Genomic DNA, 23,165 nt, shown 5'->3' on the forward strand with positions numbered 1-23,165 from the left:
GCTGCCCGATGACCGATCTCCATCAACTGTCCGCCGTCGAACTTGCCGGTGTTATCGCCGCCAAACAGGTCTCGATTCCCGAAGTCACCAGGTACTTCGTCGACCGTGCGACCACTTCCGATGACGTCGGCGCCTTCACGACGATCGCCGGGGAGCACGCAGTCGCCCTCGCCGAACAAGCGCAGCGCAGGTTGGACGAGCGGGACGCCGGGCCCCTTCCGCGTCTGTTCGGCGTTCCGACGGCAATCAAAGACCTCGACGCAACGCGCGGCATTCGCACGACCTTCGGATCGGCGCTCTTTCGCGACTTCGTGCCGGACGCTGACGACGAGATCGTCGAGGCGATCCGAGAAGGTGGGTTGATCGACATCGGGAAGACGACGGTGCCCGAGTTCGGGGCAGCCTGTTACACCGAGCCGGAAGTCGCTCCGCCTGCTCGCAGTCCGTTCGATCGCACGCGGAGTGCCGCCGGCAGCAGTGGCGGCGCTGCTGCCGCCGTCGGCGCTGGTCTGGTGCCGTTTGCACAGGGAAGTGACACCGCCGGTTCGTTGCGTTCGCCGGCAAGTACGTGCGGAGTCGTTGGCCTCAAGCCGAGCCGCGGTTTGATCACGATGGGCGTGGCGGGGCATGACAACTTCGGATTTGCGAGCAAGGGGCCGATCGCCCGGACAGTTCGCGATACCGCTGCGCTGCTGGACGTTCTGGCGACGCGACCCGGCGCCGGAACTATCCACCCGCCTCGGCCGAAGTCGTTCGAAGAGTTCGTCGTACAGGCTGGGGGAGTTCGGGCTCGCCCCTTGACCGTCGCTCTTGCTCACGGATCGGTCTCCGGCGGAGCCGTGGATGCGCAGCTCTCGGCTGCTGTATCGAAGGTTGGGTCTGTGCTGGAGGGTCTGGGCCACAACGTGTTCGAGCGACCGCAGGCTCGCGATGACATTTTCATCGATGCTTTCGTCAAGATGTTCTCGTCTTTGGCGGGAACCAAGCCGATCCCGGAGGAGTACGAACACCTTCTGCGTCCGATAGTGCAGCACTTGCGAGTTCAAGCAAACCAGGTGTCTTCGGGTGAGCTGGCCGCGGCAATCGGTATTGTTCAGGCCTGGGCGCGGCGATGGAGTCTCGACTACGCCGACGCCGACCTTGTCGTCACTCCGACTGTGACGAAGCCGCCGCTTGCGATCGGGGAGTTGCGCAACGACGAAGACCCCGCGACCGAACTGATCGACATGGTCGCTTTCACAGGAAACACCGTCGTCGCCAATGCAACCGGTTTCCCGTCGATCAGTCTGCCACTCGGTTGGACGGAAGACGGCGTTCCACTCGGCGTGATGATCTCGGCGAAATGGGGTTGCGACGCGGAATTACTTTCTGCCGCTGCAATGCTCGAGGCCGAGATGCCGTGGAAGGATCGGTACCGATTCGACCGCGCAACCGTGCTCTAGTTCGGGAGCGGTACCCGGTCGCTCGCCGATGCGAACCCCAACCACGTGTGGCGGTTACCCCACCAGCACCACCCGACTTTCGGGGCGTTGCGGTTGTCTTTGCCGTCGCGACCGGTTCCGTTGCTGATCCACACGGCGGGAGTTCTGGTGTCGAAGGATCCGTCAGGTTTGCGCAGTCGGGAGCCGATGGTCATGAAACACTTTCCGCGTTCGAGAATGTCGGGGCGCTGCAACAGCCAGTGGATGCCTTCGGTAAGCGTCAGCGGCGTACGGTCTGCGTCGACGATTGCGGGCAATGTTTCGTCCGGGCTCCAGTTGGCCAGGTGATCCCCGCGGTCGACTCCACTGAGCAGATGTAATGAGCTTTCGGGCAGCGTTGCCTGCTCGGTGGGGGCGAACAAATCGACGTCCGCCATGTCGACAACTATGAATCCGCGCTTGTTCTCGAGCTCGAGCAGCGGAGTCAGAACTGAAGCCGGAGCCAGTTTTTCGTGCACGGTGAGTAGTCCGACATCACCGTGCCCGGTTGCGGCCTCCCTGACATCGCCGGCAGAAAGTCCGGCCATCTCGTGAACACCGAGTTCGATCAATCGCTCGGCCTGCTGATCGATGGGCGGGAGGTCGAAATGCATATCTGCGATCCTACCGATCGTGAGCAGAGCGATCGGAGGGTTCGGCCGCGAGGGAAGTCGGCCACGCAACGCCCAACGCGCGCATGATGAACGGGACGGTGGTCGCTACGACGGCGTCCACTCGGTCGCCGGCCATGAGCATCGGGCGTCGGCTTTCCACGCAGGCGAGGATGAGTTGCGCGGATGCGGCAGCATCGGAATCGACAAAGACACCGGCGTCGACACCTTCCTGGACGAGCTGTTCGACCAGAACCGACAGCGGGACAATATGTTCGAGGAAACTTTCGCGATCCTGCGCTGACAACAATTCGACCAACGCGATTCCTGTGAATCGTTGCAGTGAGAACTCGACGAGTGTCAGTTTGACGAGGATTTCGAGTCGGTCCACAGGATTCTCGCGGTCCGCGAGTTCACGCTCGGCCAGGAGTAGGAATCTATCCATCTCGCGGGTGGACCAGGCGAGCAGCAACGCGGATTTGTCGGGGAAGTAGTTGTACACCGCTGTCCGCGAGACGCCGGCCGCCTGGGCCACGGTCTGCAGCTTCACGTTTTGCCAGCCCTGCTCGTGAAGTTCGCGAATGAATGCGTCCAACATGGCTTCTCGGGTGGCGATTTTGTGCTCTGCGGTTGTCGCGCCACCGGTCAACTTCGGCATGGTCGATCCTCCTGGGTCTGATTCACGGTCACGGGGAGGTCGAACAGGTCCGCAACAAGGCGCGGATCACCTTGCCACATCGAGACGGGTGCGAGCATCATCTGCTGCGCGATCGAGCGTACGGATCGGCAGACCTCTTGTTCTTCGGCGAGTGTGAGCGTCGTGCGTTTGCGCAATCGCTCCATCTCCGCGGTAGTGAGATCAGTGATCCATTCCTCGGCTGCAAGCGAGAGGGGTGAATCCGGTGTCACGACCGATCCAACTCGGCACTGGAGAACCGCGAAGTCATCACGGACAGCGTGATGACGGCGACGACCGAGACGGCGTGTGCCGCCGCCAGCCAGAGCGACTCGGGTGCATGTTTGTGAAGGGTGGGCGCCATCAGCATGGCCATGAGGAGGGCGAGACTCGACAACATCGCGGGACCGTTGGGGCGGCCGACAAGCAGGCTGACCAGAAGAACGAGCGCGACGACGCTGCACGCCACATCTACAGGCGGGTACGTGGCCGGAACGATTCCGCTGACAGTGTCGGTGAAGTTCAGCCCGATCGACACCAACTGCGCGAGACCTGTCGCGCCGGCCAACCAGGCCGTCCAACGCAGTCCGTGGAGTCCGGCTTTCCGAAGGCCGGTCAGGGTTCCTTCGGCGGATTCCCACGCTTCGGACGTCGGTGTTGTCACGGTTACTCCTTTTTATGACGAGGTGTCGTCATAAAGTAGCAGTGCGCGATCGCGAGATTCTTGCCGGTAGGTGACTGGCCTGCTTCGAAGGGATAGCGTCGAAGTACCGGCCGAAATGACAATCGCGGGGAGGTGGCTCGATGACGACCTCTGCCCACACGGATCGGCCCTCGTCGAAACAGAGTTGGTTGGCGCGCGCAGCCTTCGCGGCCCTGGTTCTTGCAGTCGCGGTGCTCCTGATCTTCGCCGGACTGAAAGCCTTGACCATGCTGATCCTGGGGATCGGTGGGGTGGTCGTGTGCGTCGTGGCCGTGTACTGGTTTCTGACCACCCGCGGATTCCTCCGCTGGATCTCGTTGGCGGTGGTGGTACTGACCCCGATCGTGGTGCTCACGTTCCTGGTCCGAGAACGACTCCTGTGGGTGGTGCTGCTCGCGATCGGGTTGTTCGTGGTAGCCGGTATCTGCGCTCGCACCGCCTTGGCGGGGGAGGAGAAGGAATTGCCGGTTGTCGAGCGACCGGCACCGCCGCCCGTCAAGCCGTTCTTCGTGATGAACCCGAACTCCGGTGGTGGCAAGGTCGAGAAGTTCGACTTGAAACGCAAGGCCGAGGAACTGGGGGCCACGGTCGCACTGCTCGAGGGGCCCGAGAAGATCGACGTGACGGCCTTGGCCAGGCAGGCGGTCGCGGACGGCGCCGACCTACTCGGTGTGGCCGGTGGCGACGGAACACAGGCACTGGTTGCTGCTGTCGCGGCCGAACACGACCTGCCCTTCCTCGTCGTCAGCGCGGGAACGCGCAACCACTTCGCCGCGGATCTGGGGCTCGATCTCGAGGATCCGTCTCGGTGCCTCGACGCGCTCGTCGACGGCGTCGAGGTCACGGTGGATCTGGGAAATGTCGGCGGTCGAACTTTCGTCAACAACGCATCGTTCGGGGCGTACGCCGAGGTAGTCCAGAGTCCGGAGTACCGCGACGCCAAGACCAGCACCTTCTTGCAGATGCTCCCGGATCTCCTCGCCGGACGTGCCGGAGCGGTGCTGACTGCGCGCTCCCCGAGCGTGTCCGCGGTGGGTCCACAGGCTGTGCTGGTCAGCAACGGCCCGTACGAGATGAACGACCTGGCGGGGCTCGGTCATCGGCCGCGATTGGACCGGGGCACTCTCGGAATCGTCGCGATCTCCGTCAGCAGTGCACGTCAGGCCATCGGGTTGCTCCATCGGGCGCATCAACACGGTCTGGCTCAGGGCACCGGATTCGAGGTGATCGTCGACGCCGACACCGACGAGATTCCGGTCGGCGTCGACGGCGAGGCGCTGGTGATGCCAACTCCGGTCAGATGCACGGTCAGTCCGCAGGCGCTGAGGGTCAGAGTCCCCCGAGATCGACCGGGCATCCGTCGCCCCCGGCACGCCTGGGATCTGGTCCGGTTGCGAGAGTTGGCGAAGTTCAGGCGATCCGGCGCATGACCTGACCGACGGCCAGGACTCCCTGCGGATCATGCGTGTCCGCCAAAGCGCTCAGCCAGTGAGCGGTGTCCTCGTCGTAGGTGCGGGCGATCTTCTCCGGGTCGACGCTCGGCGCGAAGTTGGGCAGTGCATGCCCGTTCGTCCATGGCGCCATCGTTCGTCCGAGAGTCTCGGCGTGCGGGACTACCGCGTCGACCATCGGTGGGGCAAGAACTCCGACGGTGAACAGCGAGAAGGCAGCGTCACGATGGCAGAAGGCGCTGCGGTGCTCAGGTTCCAGTGCGAGGGCGCCCCCGAGGAGACGTAATTCGACGACGGTTTGGGGTGAACCGGATCCGGGGCCGGCAGCGGCGAGCAGTGCGTCGACGGCCTCGTGTGACAGCTCGTTGGTCAATGCCGTGGATTCGTGCGTCGGCATCGGGTCGACGGGATCGGCGTGCACTGCCCCGAGGGCGGCATAAGGCAGCACACCGACTGCGTCGATCAAGGGTGTTGCGATTGAACGGATTCGGTCGATCAGTGACTTGGCATCGGATTCCTCGGCAAGACTTGCGAATCTGACCGCGACGGTGAGCCTGCCGGCCAGCAGTGGCGGAACCTGTGGAAGGGGTGGAAGTTGCAGAAAGGCAAGAGAGGTCGAGCTGTGCTCAGGCAGGTCGGCGCCCCAGTCCAGCCAGGCGTGCGCGACCGCACTTGCATCTGCGCCGTCGAAATAGAGTGCACCGCCGTAGAAGTGGGTGACCGGTAGTAGGTCGATCTCGATGGCTGTGACAATGCCCAGTGTGGCCTTGCCGCCGCGCAGTCCCCAGAACAATTCGGCATGTTCGTCGGGGGTGACATGAATGAGTTCGCCACTGCCGGTGACGATGTCGAACGAACGAACGTGATCCGACGACAGCCCGTACGTGCGCACCAACGGGCCGATGCCGGCGCCGGTGAGGAAGCCGGCGACTCCGACCGTGGGTGAAGAACCTGCCAGTGGCGCCAAGCCGTGGGGTGCGGCAGCGTCGATGACGTCCTGCCAGATCAAGCCCGCGCCGATTCGGGCAGTGCGGTTTTCGGGGTCGACGACGCACTCCGTGAGCCTGCCGGTGTGGACGAGGAGAACGTCACTGCCGAGAGGGACCGCGCCGTGGCCGGTGCGCTGAACACCGACGCGCAGACCCAACTTCGCCGCAAATCGCACCGTTGCGACAATGTCTTGCGCGCTCTCGACTGCCACCACAGCGCCAGGCGCGACGGGAACCGCTGCATTCCACGGAATCGCCAACTCGTATCCCGTTTCGCCAGGCAGGGAAACGGAGCCGGTCACCTCTGCGCGCAGTGATTCGACCGCGGCGTCGAGCGTGGGGGTCTGAAGGTTCATGGTCTTCCTTTCCTCATCCGTCTTTCGGTCAAGGGAAGAATGTCCGAACAGGCTTGGGTGGTTCTTGACGTATGTATCCCGAGCGGATCCAAGTTTTATCCAAGCGCATTCTCGCAGTTCAGGGCCATGTCGATCGCGCTCGTTCAGCTACGCCCCGCATGCCGAGTGTCTCCGATTCGGCCGCCACTTCCGTCAGCTCCCGTTCACGTTCGGCGGACGGCTCTCGGAGCTGCGCCCGAAGCAGTCGACAGCGCAGCAGTGTTGGTGCTCCGCCGGAGCCAGTTGCGATCTTCTCGGCCTGATCCAGGAGAGTCGATGCCTGCTCGACGTGACCGAGAAGCGCGTGCAGACGCGCGGAGGCTTCGGCAACCGAGCCCAGTTCACCGACATGGCCTACCGTTGCGATGCAGCCGGTGTGTGGCGAGAGAAGGCCGATGAAGGTGTCGGCGTATTCGACCAGTTCCAGATCTGCCACGACGCGTGCAAGTAGTGTCTGGTGTCCCAATGTCGTCCACGTCTGTGGCCCGCGATTGATCAGCCACTTCTTGATGCCTTCGGAAGTGGCGTCGCGCTCGCCTCGGGCGGCGTCGATGGCGATGTTCCACGAATCAGGTTCCACGACACCGGGATCAGATTCTGCCAACGCACCTCGCTCCCACTCCAGAGTGTTGAACGCCAGATCTGCGCTGCCAGCCGTGTACAACTCCGTTTGCAGATGGATCTGCCTGGCCGTCTCGTACTGCCGGCGGGCTTGCGCGAAGTCTCCGTACCATTCGGCGAGAGTTGCTTCCATCCAGCGTAATTGGACCCGAACCACCGGGAGCCTCAGTAGCTCGCAGCCGATGATCCCCTGCCTGACGTGTTTGACGGCAGCATCGACATTGGCCAGATTCATCTCCGTCATGCTCGCGACGGCGTGTGCGACGACGCTGTCGACACGCGATTGTTGGTGCGGCAGTTCGAAAAGCTCGCGCAGTAGGCACATGGACTCCGCGCTGTGCACCGCGACTCCGGAGAAAAGCAGAATCCGTCCGAGCAGCGCGTCCGCGATCACATCCGGATCGTCGAGTTCGCGGGCGATGTCGAGAGCGCGGGCGCTCCATCGATTCGGGAGCTCGGCTTCGGGGTGGTAGCAACTTCCCACCGCCAGCGCAGCAAGAACCCGTGCGTGAGCTGCCCTGTCGTTCTCGACCAAGGGCTCGACCGCCGCGAGCCGTTCGAGCAGTGGTCCCGGATCGGTACCGTAGGAAACCCACGGCCACGCACCGGCGGCCCGAAGTAATGCGCCTGCCAGTCGTCCGACGGCGGAGGTTCGCCCCTCCCGAACAGCCTCGAGGAGACCGGCATTGACGACGTCGAGAACTGTCTGCCCTCGACCTGCGCGGGCGAGGGCCTCGACTCTGGCCACCAGCAGGTCGTCCCGATCGTCAGCGGATTGCTGGGACACCGGAAGTAAGTCGAACGCGCGGACAGCTGCCTCCCACCACTCGGCCGCGGTCTCCGAACTCCACCGATCGGTCGCATCCTGAGCTGCAGCCGTGCATGCCTCCAGAACGACGAGTGGATCGACCAGGGGAAGTGCTGACATCAGATGTTGCGCGCGGCGGCTCAGCCGGTCCGGATCGGAGGAATTTTCGAGCACTTCGGCAACTCGGGCATGTATCCGCTGGCGACGAAGCGTGGGTATCGCTTCGAGGACTTCGTCTCGGAGAAGGCCGTGAGCAAAGACGTAACCGCCGTTTGCCGAGTCCGCGACGATGATTCGTTCATCAGCAGCCGCGTCGAGATGGTCGGCGAGAGTGTCGACATCGAGACGGGTGGCTGCGGCCAGTGTGTACACCTCGATGGCGTCGCCGATAACTGCGGCAACCCGAAGAGCGTGCAACACTGCCGGTTCCACTGCGGCAAGGCGTCGACCGAGGACAGATCGAACGGCGACGGGGATGCCGTCGCCCAGTCGCTCGTTCCGGGGAAGCCTGGCGTACTCCGAGACGAACAGCGGGTTGCCGCCGGTTCGTTCCGCCAGGGTTCGCGCCTCCGCGTCGTCGAGCGTGTCCCCGGAGACGCACCTTGCGAGTGTTGCAACCTCGCCCTGCGCGAGCGCCGGCACAATCATGGTTCGGTTTCCTTCGCCGTGGAGTACGGCTTCTTCGAACTTGCGCACTGCCGGCCCGACTTCCGAGTCTCGGAGCGTCGACACGAACCAGACTCTGGCACTGGTCATTGCGCCGACCAGGTAGGTCAGGCAACGAAGGGACGTGGGATCGGCCCATTGAATGTCGTCGATGACGACGGTCAACAGTGCATCTTTCGCCGCAGCTTCGATGGTGGTGCGAACCCGTTCGTAGACGGCAAATCTCGCTTCGTCCGGATCGATGTCCGTCGGCGGCGTCAGTACGAAATCGGCGTCGGCTCCGAGTTCCCGAACCAGTCGGCGGATCGGCCACCACGGCGGCGTTCCGTCGTCCTCCGGGCAACGTGCCCAGACGGTGGCTCCTCGAATGGACGTTGTTCTCGACGAACACTCCTCGGCGAATCGTGTCTTGCCGATGCCGGCGGGGCCGGTCAAGATCAACCAGCGAGGTGAGCCACGGCGAACGTCGTCGAGCATCTTGTCGGCGACAATCGTCTGAGCGTCGCGCCCGACGAACAAGCGTGAGGAATCCGTCTCGGGCATCGCTGCTACGGCTGGGGGAGAAGCCGGGACCGACACTTGTTCGGCCCCCGTCCATCCCGGAGTGCGCGGCCAGGCGGCCAGGCCGGGTTCGTGGCGCAGGATCGCGCCTTGCAATGCTGTCAGCTCCCCGCCGGGCTCCAGTCCCAGCTCGGCGTCGAGCCGAGACGCGTGTAATCGAAACTGTTCCAAGGCTTCCGGTGACCTGCCCGCCCGATGCAGGGGAACCATTCGCAGCCAGCAGGTCCGGTCGCGGAACGGGTACTCGCCACAGAGTTGAGCAGCTTCGACCAGCGCGGGTGCCAGGCGCCCCAGAGCCAGAAGCGCCGTTATCCGGGTCTCCCGGCACTCGGTCCGCACTTCCTCGAAGGCTGCGGCTTCCACCTCCACCCAGTGCGCGTCGTTCAGGTCGTCCAGAAGCTGCCCCCGGACCGAGGCGAGGGCACGGTCAGCGGTCGTCAAAGCCTCCTGCCACCGTTCGTTCTCAGCGTGTTGTCGCGCCGTTTCGGCGTCGTCGAGAAACACCGACAGATCGACGTCTGCCGGAGCGACCTCGAGGACATAGCCCGGCGATTGACGCACTATCGGTGACGCCGTACCGGTTTCGACGCGTAGCGCTCGGCGCAGGTTGGAGATATACGCCTGGATGCTTGCCATCGCACTCGCCGGTGCGTCGTCGTGCCAGAGAGCATCGATCAGCCGGTCGGTGGAGACGACGCGACCACGGTTGAGCAGTAGAACGGCAAGGACCGTTCGTTGTTTTCGAGGGCCCAGATCGATCACGTCGCTCGTCGCCGGACCCCGTGCGACCTCCAACGGCCCGAGCAGTCGATAGATCATCCGTTTCCCCTCGTACCTGCGGACGCAGGACGGTTCGATTCTAAGGAGCGAAATTCATACATGCAGGACAAAACGGTCAACTAGTTCTCGTCAACATCTGCTCGGATTCCTCGGAAAGAGTCTGGTTGACGCTGGTAGTGCGCAGCGTCGCCGCACAGACCAACGCACCGAGAGCTGCGATGAAGGCTGCGACAAACAGAGCCAACCGAAGTCCACCGACAAAGTCGTCCGGTGGTCCGCCGGGCAGCATCGACTGCGCCGGAAGGAAGGCGCCGAGCACGGCAACCCCGACTGCGATGCCGGTCTGCCGGAACGCGTCGTTAATCCCTGCGGCCAATCCGGAATGGTTCGAAGTGCTTTCGCCCAGAACCAACCCACTCATGACGGGGTTGAACACCCCGGCCCCCACGCACGCGACAACAAATCCGGGAAGTATCGCGTACGGCGAACTGGTCACGTCGACGACGGTCATCATGACCAGCCCCACCGAGACGAGTAGAAGCGAGCACGTCAACGAGACCGAGACGGGGATGCGCCCGTCCAATTTCGCGGTGGCGCCCGCGACGACGAACATCGCTATCGTCGCCGGTAGATACACCAGGCCGGCGTCCACGGGAGACAGATGCAGCACGTTCTGCAGGTAGATGGTCGTGTAGACGAACACCGCGAACAGGGAGGCGGAGATCGAGAACGCTGCGATCTGCGCTCCGGCGAAGGCCCGATTGGCGAGCAGATGCGGGGGCAGCATGGGCTCGGTGGTACGAAGCTCGTGCAGGGAGAAACCGATCATGGCGGCCGCGGCGATCACCGCGGCGATCATCGGCTGCGGCTCGAACCACCCATCCTCGTTACCGCGTAACAAACCGAACACCAGAGCTGCCAGGCCGGTGGACACCAGAATCTGCCCGGGCACGTCCGCGCCGCGAGGTCGAGGATCGCGTGACTCGGGAACCCACCGCACCGTCATCGCCAGTGTGATCAACCCGATCGGAACGTTGATCAAAAAGATTGCGCGCCAATCCAACAACTCGGTGAGCAACCCGCCCACCAGTGGGCCGACGGCAAACGCGCCCCCGATCGTGGCGCCGTATGCAGCCAGAGCAGTCGCGCGCTGGGGACCCTTCTCGAACACGTCCGCCAGCAAGGCAAGTGAGCAGGCGAAGAGTACGGCACCGCCGATACCCTGAGCGGCCCGCGCGAGGTCGAGCACCCAGATGTTCGGCGCCAGAGCGCAGAACAGAGATGCCGTGGTGAACCACAGGATGCCGATGATGAAAACATGGCGTCGACCCCGTCGGTCTGCCCACGATCCGGCGCTGAGAACGACCGTCGCCAATGCCAGCGTGTACGCGTCGATCACCCATTGCAGGGCGCTGACTCCGGTATCGAGATCGGATGCGATCGACGGCAGGGCGGTGTTGACGACGGCGATGTCGAGCATGAGCATTGCGGTGCTCACGCATACTGCCAGCAGAGTGGCTCGTCTTACTGCGGTGTTCTTCGGGGTGATCGGTGCGGTCATGGCCCGTCCTGATGGTCGAAGGGGTGTGGACTCGGAACACCCTGCGCCCCGACGCTTGGGACATATCGGGCGAAATGCTTGGAACCCGCATGGTTGATAACTGCCGTGTTACTCGGAATCCGTCACCACCTGCTCGGTCGAATACGCACTCTCCCAACGGTTAATCTCTGGTCATGGAGACCAGCCAGTGGGTGCGACGGGTGTTGGTGGTGGAAGACCAACCACTGATGCGTGCGCTCGTCGGTGACACGCTCACACACGCCGGGTTCGTGGTCCATACGGCCGGATCGGCGGTCGAAGCGCTCACGGAGTTCGACGGATTCGATCCTGACCTCTTGGTCACGGACATCGACCTTGGCGTGCGGCCGAACGGCGTCGATCTCGCGAACATCGTCACCGTGAAGGCTCCGCATTGCGCGATCGTGTTCCTGACGAACTACCCCAACGCATCGACAGCGCCAGGTTCTGCGGGTGTGCCGCCGAAATCGCTGTTCGTGGACAAGGCGGCTGTCCAGTCGGCGGATCAGTTGATCGGCGTAGTGGAGGCCGCGTTGACGGAAACCGAGCCACCGGCGCTCGGGAGTGATCCGGACTCCGCCTTGTCGAGCCTCACCAGATCACAGCTCGATCTTCTGCGTTACATCTCGCTCGGGTGGTCGAACAGCGCAATCGCAGCGCATCGTGGGTCCTCGATCCGAGGTGTGGAGAAGCTCATCGCGCGCACTCTCGAGAGCCTGGGATTGACGCACGATTCGTCCACCAATCCGCGAGTGCTTGCTGCGAGTATCTTCATCCGCCATTTCGGTGTGCCCGAAGTGACCGACTCGGTGTGAACCCGCGCGAGTGGTGGCTTCGACTCGGTGATCGGAACATCGTCACCAAGTGGTCCTGGATTCTGACGCTGCCGTTCGCGGTGACCGTGATGGCCAACTACTACCTGTGTACCGGGGTGCGCGAAGTAGGCGTGATGGCAGTCGGCGCCTTCGCGACCCACTGCGTTGTCGGGGTGATGCTGCTGATGGCGAGGGCTGTTCTTGCAGCACACCGATCGCAGCTCGCAGCCCTGGCCCTGTTCGCAGTGATCGGCGCGATCCGCCCGTTCGTCCTCGACGCGATCACCCGCGCGCTCGAACTCCCCGTCGACCCCAGACCGATGCTCGTCCGGGTGGCACTCAACGTCGCGTGCAGCGTTGTCTTCTTGTCGTTGACCGCCGTACTGGTAAGCGCTCTCCGTGACCGCCTCGCGCTGCAACGGAGTTTGAAGGTTGCCGGGGCCGCCGTCCAACTCCAACAGACCCGGGATCGATTCCGCCTCGGCCAAACCCGTGCGCAGTGTCGGCGAGAGCTCGAGCGCAGTATCGAGACGGTCATGCACGCGGTTGCTGAAACGGAACTCGAGGGAGTGCGAGGAGCAGCTCTCTTGAAGCGAATCTCCGACGACGTGGTTCGCCCGATGAGTCATCGACTGTTCCGGGAGATTCCCCCGATCGAATCACCGACGCCGACTGTGCGGCTGACGGCGAGAGATCGACTGATCGGCGTCGTACGCAGCGTTGAACCGGCGCCACTGTACGTACCGGTGTTCGCGTACACGGCACTGGTGACCGTCTACCTGCTCACGACTTACGGCGTGACGTTCACGGCGGTCCAGCTCGGCGTCGGTTTCTGGCTCTTCGTCGGTGGCAATGCGTGCGCTCGCCGAGTTGTCAGCAGCGGAGACGGCCCTCTGAGACGGATCGCGACTCTTTCTGCGGTGTACTGCTCGAGTGCGCTGATCAGCAGTACCGCGACGTGGCTGCTCCTGACGGTGTTCGGCCGTACCCCGACTTTCTATTTCTCGTCGATGGCCGTCTACCCGTTGGTTGCGCTGTCCGTCGGCCTGATCAGGGCTGCGGATACGCAGCGTCAGGACGAGGAGCGTCAACTCCGCAGTGCCCTGAGCCGGCAAGCGCTCGATGCAGCTCGTATCCATGCCGAGCTCATGCACACCCGACGTGGACTGGCCAGGTTGTTGCACTCGTCGGTGCAGGGCGAACTCGTAGCGGCCGCATGGTCTTCGGGCGCCGTTGCCGGTCGCCCAGTCGATGTTGCGGCAACCATTGCCCACATTCTCGACGGCTTGGAAAGCGACCTGTCTGCGTCATCCGATCAGCCGGCTGACTCCGATGCCCGAAAGCGTATCGATGATCTTGTCACGGTGTGGCGCTACGCAATTCCGGTCGTAAGTCACGTCGACGACGAAGTCTGGGCGGTGATCGGTTCCGGCTCCGCTCGGCTCGACAGCGTGGTGGAGATCCTGTCGGAGGGACTGACCAACGCCGTGAAACACGGTGCAGGAGGGCCCGTCTTCCTCGAGGTGACACTCGCCGATGCTCGGGCGGTAGTAGTGCGGATCAGTTCGCCGGGTCGGATGCCGGTGGCACGGGACTCAGGGATCGGGCTTGAATCGCTCGCCGGTACGGTAACGTCCCTCGAACTTGTCGAAGAGGAAGACCGGGTGGTCCTCACAGCCGTGCTTCTGTGACACCGTGAGTGGCGATGTCGTGGAGGCCGAACGTTTCGCCAATGGCCGGATTGGCCGCTTGTACGGTCGCAGAAATGGAATCGATTACTGCGCAGCTCATCCCACTCGCCACCGGCGTCGTCATCAGCCCGATTCCTCTGGTTGCGATCATCGCGATCCTGCTGTCCACTCGGGCGAAGGCAAATGCATTCGCGTACACCGCGAGCATCGTGCTGGCCGCGGCAGCGATTACAGCAGCGACGGCACTCTCGACCACCGGAGTGGAATCGAAGTCCAGCGGCAGCGCGCATACCGTCCAGACGGTGTTCGCCGTCGTGTTCACTGTCGGTTTTCTGGCGCTCGCGTACTCGAGTTGGCGTGGCCGTCCGAAAGACGATGCCGAGCCGGCGATGCCGTCGTGGCTGGCGCAGATCGACTCGATGCAACCGGCCAAAGCTGCGGTTCTGGGACTGTTGTTGACCGTACCCAACGCGAAGAACCTGCCGCTCGAACTCAAGGCAGGTTCGATCATCGGTGGCGGGCACCTCGGCTGGGTATCAGTGGTCGCGTACTCCGTTCTGTTCGCGGTAGCGGCGTCCATCGCTTTGATCGTGCTGTCAGCATTGGCTGCCGTGCCCTCGGCGAAGGTGACCGATGCACTGAGCGCCACCAAAAGCACTCTGATCCGCCACAATGCAGCAATCATGACCGTTTTGTTCCTGATGCTGGCAGCATTGGAACTCTCGCACGTTGTCGAAGCCCTGTCGAAGTAGCAACTTGTTTTCGAGGAGAAATCGAATGACGATCACACCCAGCGAAGCGCCGGTAGTCGAGACAACGTACGGGCCGGTTCGAGGATCGACGGAAGGCTCGGTGTCGAGTTGGAAGGGGATTCGTTACGCGGCACCTCCGGTCGGTCCGCTGCGATTTCGCGCGCCGGTTCCGCCGAAGCCCTGGACCGAGGTCCAGGACGCAACAGAATTCGGGCCGTGTGAGCCGCAAAGTCGACTCGCGATGATCCCGCTCGGTGAGAACGTTCCGATGGACGAAGACTGCCTGTTCCTCAACGTGTGGGCACCGGGCGCCGTCGGTTCTGATGCGCCGGGTAAACCGGTGATGGTCTGGATTCACGGCGGAGCGTATTTCCGCGGAGCGTCCAGCCAACCACTTTTCGACGCAACCACATTGGCTGAGAACGGCGACGTTGTCGTCGTCTCGATCAACTACCGCATCGGTGTGTTCGGCTTCGTCGATTTCTCGTCCTTCAATTCGAGTGAACATACCTTCGAGCCCAATGTCGCTCTCCGCGACATGATTGCAGCGCTGCAATGGGTTCAAGGCAACATCGCGGCTTTCGGTGGCGATCCCGACAAAGTGACGTTGTTCGGCGAGTCGGCAGGTGGCGGCGCGGTGACGACGCTGATGACCGTCCCGTCCGCTCGCGGCCTGTTTCATCGCGCTATTGCCGAAAGTTCGCCCGCCACTTCGGTGTACGGTAGTGAACGTGGTGAGATCGTCGCGAAGCTGTTTCTCGAGATCTTCAGCGGCGGAGGCGATCTGGGTCTGTTGCGGTCCACGTCTGCCGAAGACTTGATCGGGCCGTCAGACGAACTGTTTGCTCGCGTCCCCCAGGAGACGCCTGGCACTTTGGCGTTCGCGCCGATCGTCGACGGTGATCTGCTCCCTGACTACCCGGTGCGCGCGTTCCGTCACGGCAATGCACACCCGATTCCGCTGATCATCGGAACCAACAAGGACGAATCTTCGCTCTTCCGGATGATGAAGTCGCCGTTGATGCCGATCGATCCCGTCGTGATCACGTCGATGTTCGCGGAGATCGCCGACGAGCATCCAGGACTCGAGCTACCGGATCATTCTCAAATCGAAGGCGCGTATTCGGGACTGTCCAAGCTGGGCGCCGGTCTCGGTTTGACCCGTGATTTCGGATTCCGGCTGCCTACGTTGTGGATCGCCGAGGCGCACAGCAAGGTTGCGCCGACGTGGTTGTATCGCTTCGACTACGCGCCGCCGATGCTCAAGGCGCTGAAGATCGGTGCGACCCACGGCACCGAACTTGCCTACGTCTTCGGCAACATCAACCACGGGGCACGAGACATCACCTACAAGTTGGGTGGCTTGAGCGCGGCGCGTCATGTCTCTGAGCGCATGCAGGCGAGGTGGTTGGACTTTGCCAGAGCTGCAGGCGATTACGACGCCGGGGACGATCGCGAACTGGGTGCGGACCCGGGGTGGCCCACTTACGACACCGACACACGCTCGACACTGTTGATCGACAAACGCGATGCCGTCGTCGCTGATCTCGACCGCGAGATCCGGGAGGCGTGGGGTGAGACGGTGATTGCATTCACCTGACGGTTCAGCCCTGCTCCAATTCGGCCAGGTAGTGCGAGACGGGTCCCACGGTGAGCATTCCGCTTCCGGCGCCGGCTATTTCGGCGGCGGCAGGTAGGAGCGCCGCTCGCGCACGGTCCTTGACTCGACGGTCGCCGACTGCAGTCGCCGCTGCGGCAGTCAAGCACCACAGTGCCTCGGAGAGTAGGTCTTCGGGCGGGTCCGGCAATGCCTCGACGGCCTTCGCTGCTTCGTTCGTCTGCCCCTGTGCGATGAGCAGGTGTGGCCGGGCCCAGGGTTCGTAGGGGCCCCACTGCGTGGTCGGGTCGAAAATCGCCGGCAGTCCCCGCCATACGCGGAGGGCGAGAATTGCGAGAGGGAGTATGCCGTCCACGAGACCCGGCATGCCGGCATCGGAAAGATTGACCGCCGCAGCTTCGTACAGCTTCTCGCAGTGCGCGGCCTCCGCGCCGGTAGCGGCAGTACGCACAGCGCGAAACCAGGTGGTGAACACTGCTGCCAAGGGGCGTTCGTGACGTCCGGCCAATCGATCAACCGTCTCGGCATGTAGCTCGGCTGCATCGAATTGCCCAAGGGCGCTGAGGGCTTGCATGCGGATCAGATGGCCGAGGATCTCGAAGGTAGCCAGGCCGTGTCGAATGGCGAGGTCGACCAGTTCACGGCCGATGTCGTCGCGCTCGGAGGCCAGACCGGTAGTCCAGAACGTCTGCATGAACAATCCGTTCAGAGCGAAGGCCAGGAGCCCTGGATCGTCGAGAGCGCGACCGATCTGTACTGCGGCACGGGCACATTCGAGACCGTGATGACCGGGCAGTCCGCGCGATTCGAGTGCGATTGTCGCCAACAGTCTCGCCCGAGCGGGTTCGTTGCCGGCCGGAAGTCGATCGAGAGTGCGCTGAGCGGCCTCGACGATCTGCGTAGCCTGCCGAGGATCGTCGGATCGCGTCCAGATCCCGGGCACGTCGTAATTGCCGATGATCCGCGCGGTGAGTTCGACGTCGTCCAATTGTTCAGCGGCGCTGATGATTGTCAGTCGTTGGTTTCGGGCAGTCTCGAGTCCGCTTCCGCCCGCAACTGCCAAACTTCGGAGGAGGCCGACGGTTGACTCCAGTCTCGATTTCGATCCTGCCGCTACGGTCCGGTCGTACGCTGCCGAAACCTGACTGAAGATCTGTTCTGCCCCTGCAGGATCCAGGCGGGTTTCCCGGCGGAGAATGTCGGACTCGAGGTCGTTCAGTCGTGGACCAGGGTCGATGCCCAACTCTTCGGCGAGTAACTTCCGTGCGCGACGTAGGACTGCCAGAGCATCGCCTTGACGATCGGACCGGTACAGCGCCAGAGCGAGTAGTCGCCAACCCTCCTCGCGCCAAGGGTGTTCCGTCACGTGGGCATCCAGATCGGGAATCGCTTCGGCAGCTCGCCCGAGATCGAGCTGCGCGGATGCCAAGCGTTCGACGGCAGTCAGACGCAGTTCCTCCAAGCGCGATCGCTCCGTTCGGGCCCAAGGCTCGTCGGCGAACTCCGCGTAGGCCGGCCCTCTCCACAGTTGCAGCGCGGTTCGGAGCAGTTCGAGTGATTGCGCCGGCGTCGAATCTGCGGCTTCTCGCACCAGTCTTTCGAATTCCCAAGCGTCGACCGCGTCGGGTGCTGCATGAAAGGCGTAACCGGGCCCTTCGGTGACAATGACTTTCGGCTTCTTTCGCGGCGCGCGATCCGGTTCGAGCGCACGCCTCAAAGCGGAAACGAACGTACGTATTGCGCTGGTAGCGCCGGACGGAGGATCGACCCAGAGGTCGTCGACAATCACGTCCACGGGAACAACACGTCCGCGGGCGACGACGAGACGAGCGAGGACCGCTCGGTGTCGTGGACCCTTCAGATCGATCTGGTGTGAAGACTCGTTCCACGCGACCACGGGTCCGAGCACTCCGAAAGCCGGGGCTTCAAATGTGTGGTCTCGCATTTCCCCACGCTATCGCGCTCATCGAATGCTCATCGACTGCGGCGAAGCTGATTGCCATCACCCCGACCTGCCATCACCCCGACTAACGAGAGCGACCGATGACTATCACCATTCCAGGCTTCGACTACCAGCAGATTTCCACAGCAGACGGAGTGCGGCTCAACGTCGCGGTCGGCGGAAGCGGAACACCACTCGTCCTTCTGCACGGCTTCCCTCAGACTCACCTCATGTGGCGTCACGTAGCCACTGCCTTGGCGTCGGATCACACCGTCATCTGCCCGGATCTCCGCGGATACGGAGCCAGCGACAAACCGGTCGAGGAAAACCCGGACACCTACTCCAAACGAACAATGGCTGCCGACATCGTCGAGGTGGCGAGGAAATTGGGACACGAGAAGTTCGCCCTCGTCGGCCACGATCGTGGCGCACTGGTTGCCGTCAGAGCGGGGCTGGATCATCCGGATGTGATCACGCAACTCGGCTCGCTGGACGTGCTCCCCACCCTGGATATGTGGGACATCCTGCATGGATCGAATGCTGCTGTGGCGTTCCATCTCTATCTCATGGCTCAGCCACCTGGTCTTCCCGAGCAGATGATCAGCGCCAGCGCCGACGCGTTCTTCGAGTATTTTCTCGACGTGTGGACGCAGAACCGCGAAGCGATTCCGGTAGACGTGCGGGCGGAATACCTGCGCGCCTCACGGGAGGCGGTGCCGTCGATCGTTGCCGATTACCGGGCGTCGGCAGGCATCGACATCGAACACGATCAGTCCGATCGGGAGGCGGGCAACCAACTGCACATGCCCGTCACGGTCATTCAGCAGGACTGGGGCGCGATGCTCGGCTACGACGCCGAGGCCCTGTGGAAAGCATGGGCGCCCGATCTCGAGCACCGCACGCTGTCCGCAGGTCACTTCATGGCAGAAGAGGCGCCTGCCGAAGTGGTCGAGGCGATCCGGACCCTACTCGAGAGGTAGTTTTGACGCTTCTCGGCTGTCGAGGTACTGGCGAGCGCATCACGTGCGTCGCGAATGGACGAGGGGGATCGATGGGTTTCTCGCTGCACTTCATGCGGGTGACGAAGGACGTGCAACTCGATGTTGATCGGGCGGCGGTCGCCGCTTTCCTCGATCAGCACGGGCTGCGCGTGGTCGAGAGCCCGTACGGAGGCGAGATCGTCGACCGTGACGACAGGGCATTGACGATCGACGGGGCCTTCTCCGACCTTCATCTCGACTCGCTCGAGCAGAGCGATCCACTCAGTGGTGGAATCTTCCACGCGACGCTGTCGCCTGCCGAGTGCGCGTTCGTCTACGACCTCTGCGCGGCGGCTGGGTTCCTGATCGTCAACCCTCAGGGTGACCCGACGTTTCTCGTTCCCCAGCGCAATCACGAGCCCGACGACGTTTCCGAGTTGGAGGACGTCGTCTGGGTCGACAGCGCCGAGGAACTGGCGCGGGCGCTCACCGGTGGTTTCCAAGCGTTCCGCGAGTTTCGGGACCGCGTGACAGGACGAGCCGCCGGTGCCGAATGATCGGGGCCCCGTCGGGTTGACGAAGGTCGGGTTCTACCGCTTGACCCCGGCCGCCAAGTCGTCGACGAGAACCTTGGCGGTCAAGGCGTATCCCGCGGCCTTGTAGTAGTCGAAGGGAATCACTCGACCAGCCTGCGCGGCGGGCAGACGCTGCCACGTCGGTGAGGTGTACACGCTGCCGGAGGCGCTGCGGTCCAAGGCGAAGATGACGTCGGCTTCTTCGAGACGGTTGAACTGCTCCGATCCGAGCATCACGCGAAGGTCGGGGCCTTCACGGAGCACCTCGAATCCCAGGTCCTCGGCGACGGCGGTGCGGAAATCGTTCTGGAACCACGCGATCTGATCCTCCGCGGCGGCGACGAAGGCAACCTTCTTGCCGGCCATCAGCGGTTCGACGGTCGGGCGGACCTGAGCTACATGGGCGTCGTACTCGGCGAGTACTTCTTCGGCGCGATCGCTGCGCCCGATGCCGGTGAGGAAGTCCGACATGACCTTCCGCCACTCCGGGGTGAAGTCCTTGCCGACGGGCAGGACCGGTGCGATCTGCTGCATCCGGTCGTTGCCGTACGACCCGGTGTCCCACCAGCCGGCGCTGAGGACGAGAAGGTCTGCGCCGAGAGTCGAGATGTATTCGAAGTTGGGATCGGAAGCACCTTCGGCGAAGATCTCGACACCCGTGGCATCCGGGACCTCACGGCGTAGGTGTTCGGCTGCGCCGGTCGGGTAGGCGGTCACCGGGTATCCGGCGAGGATCGACAATTCGAGGCCGTCCCGCGGGTCGAGGGCAACGACGTTCTGCGGGTCCGTCGGAATGATCAGCTTCTCGTCGCCGCGCGTGAACTCGAAGGTCTCCGCGTTCTCGGGCGTCGAACTTTCCGTGCTGCCGCAGGCGGCGAGAAACGCGGCCGCAGCGACGCCCGCGCCGACGCCGAAGAAACCGCGTCGCGTCAGGTTGTCCACGATCGCCCAGTAGTCGCGATCGGTCGTGGAGGGAGAAAGGAGTCGAGTCATGCTTGTTAGGTTAGCCTTAGGGGCTGTCTTCGGGAATGCTGAAACAGCTCCCGCGAACGCCAAGAAATACGGCGAACACGCCAGCACAGAGAGTGTTGTCCGCGTCACCGGCAGGTCTGATTCACAACCCACTTTCGACCTCTGACGTGCATGACGTCACAACCGGCCGCCTCCTCGATCGCGATTTGGCCCTGATCGCGCCGACTATGCTGAGTTGACCAGCAGTACGATTTCGGAGGTTGCAATGCAGATCACCAGCGTCGGCCACGCAGGATTTCACATCCAGACCGAGGCCGGATCCATCCTGTGTGATCCATGGGTGACCCCGACGTATTTTGCGTCCTGGGTGCCGTTCCCCGACAACACAGAGTTGGACTGGGACGCGCTGGGCAATTGCGACTACCTCTACGTCTCGCACCTGCACAAGGACCACTTCGATCCGAAGAATCTGATCGCGCACGTCAACAAGGACGCCACAGTCCTGCTCCCCGATTACCCGGTGCCGGACCTCAAGCGTGAACTCGAGAAGCTCGGCTTCCACAAGTTCTTCGAGACGGAAGACTCCGTCAAGCACACCGTCAGCGGTCCCAAGGGCGATCTCGACATCATGATCATCGCTCTGCGCGCTCCCGCGGACGGTCCGATCGGTGACTCGGGCCTCGTCGTCTCGGACGGGGAAACCACCTGTTTCAACATGAACGACGCCAGGCCCGTCGATCTGGACCCGCTGACCGACGCCTTCGGGAAGGTCGACATCCATCTGCTGCAGTACTCGGGCGCGATCTGGTACCCGATGGTCTACGACATCCCGAAGGGCACCAAGCGCAACTTCGGCAAGCAGAAGCGTCAGCGCGGCATGGACCGCTGCCGCAACTACATCTCCCAGGTCGACGCTGCCTGGGTTGTCCCGTCGGCCGGCCCGCCGGTCTTCCTCGACGACGACCTGCGTTACCTCAACGACGATCACGGCGACGAGGGAAACATCTTCCCCGACCAGATCACGTTCCTCGAGCAGATGCGCATCAACGGCAACGATCGTGGTCTGCTGATGATCCCCGGCTCGGCCGTCGAACTTCGCGGAAGCGAGAAGGTCGCGCTGACGCATCCCATCCCGGACGCAGACGTCGACAAGATCTTCTCCAACAAGGCCGAGTACATCGAGAAGATGGCGCAGAAGATGGCACCGGTCATCGCCGCGCAGAAGGCCACGTGGGCTCCGGCCGAAGGCGAGCCGCTGCTCGACGGTCTCAAGGCCAAGTTCGAGCCGATCATGGCTCAGTCCGATCTGATCTGCGACGGAATCGGCTACCCCGTCGGACTCGTGATGGGAGAGGAGACGGTCGTCCTCGACTTCCCGAAGCGGATCGTTCGTGAGCCCATCGACGGAGAAGGTAAGTACCGCTACGGCTTCCGCATCGCTCCCGAACTGGTTCGCACCGTTCTGCGCGACGACGAGCCCGACTGGGTCAACACCATCTTCCTGTCGACACGCTTCACGGCGTGGCGCATCGGTGGGTACAACGAATTCCTCTACACGTTCTTCAAGTGCCTCACCGACGAGCGCATCGCGTACGCCGACGGCTGGTTCGCCGAGGCCCACGACGACAGCGCGTCTATCGAGTTGGGCGGGTACGAGATTCAGCGTCGTTGCCCCCACCTCAAGGCTGACCTGTCGAAGTTCGGTGTTGTCGACGGCACCAACCTCACCTGCGATCTGCACGGCTGGCAGTGGGATCTCGAGACCGGCCGCTGCAAGACGTCCAAGGGCCACGAGCTGCGCACCAGCAAGCTGAGCTGAACCGAGCTCGTCGGGTGACGGGATACAGCAGGTCGCTGATCGGCCTGGCGACAGCGCTCGCCGGGTTGGCCGGTTACGTCGACGCGCTCGGATTCATCACGCTCGGTGGGCCTTTCGTTTCGTTCATGAGCGGCAACATGACGCAGGCGAGCGTCGCATTTGCCGACGGGGTGTGGTCGACCGCGCGGGTGGCCGGCGGCATCATCGTGCTCTTCCTTCTGGGAATCGCGCTGGGAACCGTCGTCACCCACTTCACGGAGCGCTATTCGGTCCGGGCCCGCAAGGTCACGGTGCTCGCGGTTGTAGCCGGGCTGCTGGCCATCGGTTCGGTGATGAGCAGCCTCGACGTCACTCCCGGCGCGATCTCGGCGATGGCCTTGGCGATGGGAGCCGTCAACTCGGTGTTCCAGCGCGACGGCGAGGTGACGATCGGTGTCACGTACATGACCGGTGCGCTGGTCAAGATGGGCCAGCGTCTGACCGGAGCCTTTCTGGGTGGCCCGAAGTGGGCGTGGCTGCAGCACTTCGGGATGTGTGCCGGGTTGATCGCGGGCGCGGTGGTCGGTGCGCTCGTTCATCGGTGGATCGGTCTTCACGCTCTGTGGCCCGCATCGGCGTTCACGGTTGTTCTGATCGCCGTCGCGTGGCGGGTCTCGCCCCCGTCTCCGGCAAAGGTGTAGAAAGAGCCAGACACAAATCCG

Annotated in this window: 19 protein-coding genes; 10 read left to right on the forward strand and 9 right to left on the reverse strand. The window is 63.3% G+C overall.

What is annotated here, in order from left to right:
* The first annotated feature begins 8 nt into the window (after positions 1 to 8).
* Positions 9 to 1,442, forward strand: a complete 1,434-nt coding sequence (locus ATN37_RS23005) for an amidase (RefSeq protein ID WP_058038418.1) — start codon at positions 9 to 11, stop codon at positions 1,440 to 1,442.
* Here ATN37_RS23005 and ATN37_RS23010 read toward each other — a convergent pair.
* Genes ATN37_RS23010 through ATN37_RS23025 form a run of 4 tightly spaced genes read right to left on the reverse strand, consistent with a single transcriptional unit; the run spans position 1,439 to position 3,411 of the window.
* Positions 1,439 to 2,074 (reverse strand): DUF5701 family protein, encoded by a 636-nt coding sequence (locus ATN37_RS23010; RefSeq protein ID WP_218695654.1) that lies wholly within the window; start codon positions 2,072 to 2,074, stop codon positions 1,439 to 1,441. The two genes, ATN37_RS23005 and ATN37_RS23010, sit on opposite strands and share 4 nt — an antisense overlap.
* Before the next feature lie 10 nt (positions 2,075 to 2,084).
* Positions 2,085 to 2,729, reverse strand: coding sequence for a TetR/AcrR family transcriptional regulator (locus tag ATN37_RS23015; RefSeq protein WP_054188290.1), 645 nt, complete (start codon positions 2,727 to 2,729; stop codon positions 2,085 to 2,087).
* Complete coding sequence (locus ATN37_RS23020; RefSeq protein WP_007730221.1) at positions 2,717 to 2,980, reverse strand: hypothetical protein; 264 nt, start codon at positions 2,978 to 2,980, stop codon at positions 2,717 to 2,719. The genes ATN37_RS23015 and ATN37_RS23020 overlap by 13 nt, the downstream gene beginning before the upstream one ends.
* Positions 2,977 to 3,411, reverse strand: coding sequence for a hypothetical protein (locus tag ATN37_RS23025; protein ID WP_007730223.1), 435 nt, complete (start codon positions 3,409 to 3,411; stop codon positions 2,977 to 2,979). The genes ATN37_RS23020 and ATN37_RS23025 overlap by 4 nt, the downstream gene beginning before the upstream one ends.
* 140 nt (positions 3,412 to 3,551) lie before the next feature.
* On the opposite strand from ATN37_RS23025, the gene ATN37_RS23030 reads away from it, so the two are divergent.
* The gene (locus tag ATN37_RS23030; RefSeq protein WP_136471008.1) at positions 3,552 to 4,880 is read left to right on the forward strand and encodes a diacylglycerol kinase family protein; all 1,329 of its coding nucleotides are present in this window, start codon (positions 3,552 to 3,554) and stop codon (positions 4,878 to 4,880) included.
* Here the strand turns inward: ATN37_RS23030 and ATN37_RS23035 are convergent.
* From ATN37_RS23035 to ATN37_RS23045, 3 genes are all read right to left on the reverse strand, one after another.
* Positions 4,861 to 6,246: an FAD-binding oxidoreductase gene (locus tag ATN37_RS23035; RefSeq protein WP_083056243.1), complete on the reverse strand. Its 1,386-nt coding sequence runs from the start codon at positions 6,244 to 6,246 to the stop codon at positions 4,861 to 4,863. The genes ATN37_RS23030 and ATN37_RS23035 overlap by 20 nt on opposite strands.
* A 118-nt stretch (positions 6,247 to 6,364) precedes the next feature.
* On the reverse strand, positions 6,365 to 9,760 hold the full coding sequence (locus tag ATN37_RS23040) for a BTAD domain-containing putative transcriptional regulator (protein WP_218695655.1): 3,396 nt from the start codon (positions 9,758 to 9,760) through the stop codon (positions 6,365 to 6,367).
* Between the two features lie 76 nt (positions 9,761 to 9,836).
* Positions 9,837 to 11,282 (reverse strand): MFS transporter, encoded by a 1,446-nt coding sequence (locus ATN37_RS23045; protein ID WP_118605927.1) that lies wholly within the window; start codon positions 11,280 to 11,282, stop codon positions 9,837 to 9,839.
* 173 nt (positions 11,283 to 11,455) lie between these two features.
* On the opposite strand from ATN37_RS23045, the gene ATN37_RS23050 reads away from it, so the two are divergent.
* From ATN37_RS23050 to ATN37_RS23065, 4 genes are all read left to right on the forward strand, one after another.
* On the forward strand, positions 11,456 to 12,115 hold the full coding sequence (locus ATN37_RS23050; protein ID WP_058038412.1) for a response regulator: 660 nt from the start codon (positions 11,456 to 11,458) through the stop codon (positions 12,113 to 12,115).
* Entirely contained in the window at positions 12,112 to 13,806 is a 1,695-nt protein-coding gene (locus tag ATN37_RS23055) for a two-component system, sensor protein (protein WP_166502803.1), read from the forward strand. The genes ATN37_RS23050 and ATN37_RS23055 overlap by 4 nt, the downstream gene beginning before the upstream one ends.
* A 74-nt stretch (positions 13,807 to 13,880) precedes the next feature.
* On the forward strand, positions 13,881 to 14,558 hold the full coding sequence (locus tag ATN37_RS23060) for a GAP family protein (protein WP_003942973.1): 678 nt from the start codon (positions 13,881 to 13,883) through the stop codon (positions 14,556 to 14,558).
* Positions 14,559 to 14,583: 25 nt separating this feature from the next.
* The gene (locus tag ATN37_RS23065; protein ID WP_047272324.1) at positions 14,584 to 16,158 is read left to right on the forward strand and encodes a carboxylesterase/lipase family protein; all 1,575 of its coding nucleotides are present in this window, start codon (positions 14,584 to 14,586) and stop codon (positions 16,156 to 16,158) included.
* 4 nt (positions 16,159 to 16,162) lie between these two features.
* Here ATN37_RS23065 and ATN37_RS23070 read toward each other — a convergent pair whose 3' ends face one another.
* Positions 16,163 to 18,121 (reverse strand): BTAD domain-containing putative transcriptional regulator, encoded by a 1,959-nt coding sequence (locus ATN37_RS23070; protein WP_166502802.1) that lies wholly within the window; start codon positions 18,119 to 18,121, stop codon positions 16,163 to 16,165.
* Positions 18,122 to 18,219: 98 nt separating this feature from the next.
* On the opposite strand from ATN37_RS23070, the gene ATN37_RS23075 reads away from it, so the two are divergent.
* Together ATN37_RS23075 and ATN37_RS23080 are read left to right on the forward strand one after the other, a co-directional pair.
* On the forward strand, positions 18,220 to 19,098 hold the full coding sequence (locus tag ATN37_RS23075) for an alpha/beta fold hydrolase (RefSeq protein ID WP_165638464.1): 879 nt from the start codon (positions 18,220 to 18,222) through the stop codon (positions 19,096 to 19,098).
* Between the two features lie 71 nt (positions 19,099 to 19,169).
* The gene (locus ATN37_RS23080; protein WP_042922885.1) at positions 19,170 to 19,655 is read left to right on the forward strand and encodes a hypothetical protein; all 486 of its coding nucleotides are present in this window, start codon (positions 19,170 to 19,172) and stop codon (positions 19,653 to 19,655) included.
* Positions 19,656 to 19,688: 33 nt separating this feature from the next.
* On the opposite strand, the gene ATN37_RS23085 is transcribed toward ATN37_RS23080, so the two are convergent.
* Entirely contained in the window at positions 19,689 to 20,666 is a 978-nt protein-coding gene (locus ATN37_RS23085) for an ABC transporter substrate-binding protein (protein ID WP_003942949.1), read from the reverse strand.
* Positions 20,667 to 20,910: 244 nt separating this feature from the next.
* Between ATN37_RS23085 and ATN37_RS23090 the strand changes: the two genes are divergently transcribed.
* Positions 20,911 to 22,464, forward strand: a complete 1,554-nt coding sequence (locus ATN37_RS23090; protein ID WP_003942885.1) for an MBL fold metallo-hydrolase — start codon at positions 20,911 to 20,913, stop codon at positions 22,462 to 22,464.
* Between the two features lie 14 nt (positions 22,465 to 22,478).
* Positions 22,479 to 23,144 (forward strand): YoaK family protein, encoded by a 666-nt coding sequence (locus tag ATN37_RS23095; RefSeq protein WP_054781194.1) that lies wholly within the window; start codon positions 22,479 to 22,481, stop codon positions 23,142 to 23,144.
* Positions 23,145 to 23,165: the final 21 nt, after the last annotated feature.

The organism is Rhodococcus sp. MH15 (genome assembly GCF_019266045.1).
In the GTDB taxonomy this organism is placed as follows: Bacteria; Actinomycetota; Actinomycetes; order Mycobacteriales; family Mycobacteriaceae; genus Rhodococcus_F; species Rhodococcus_F qingshengii.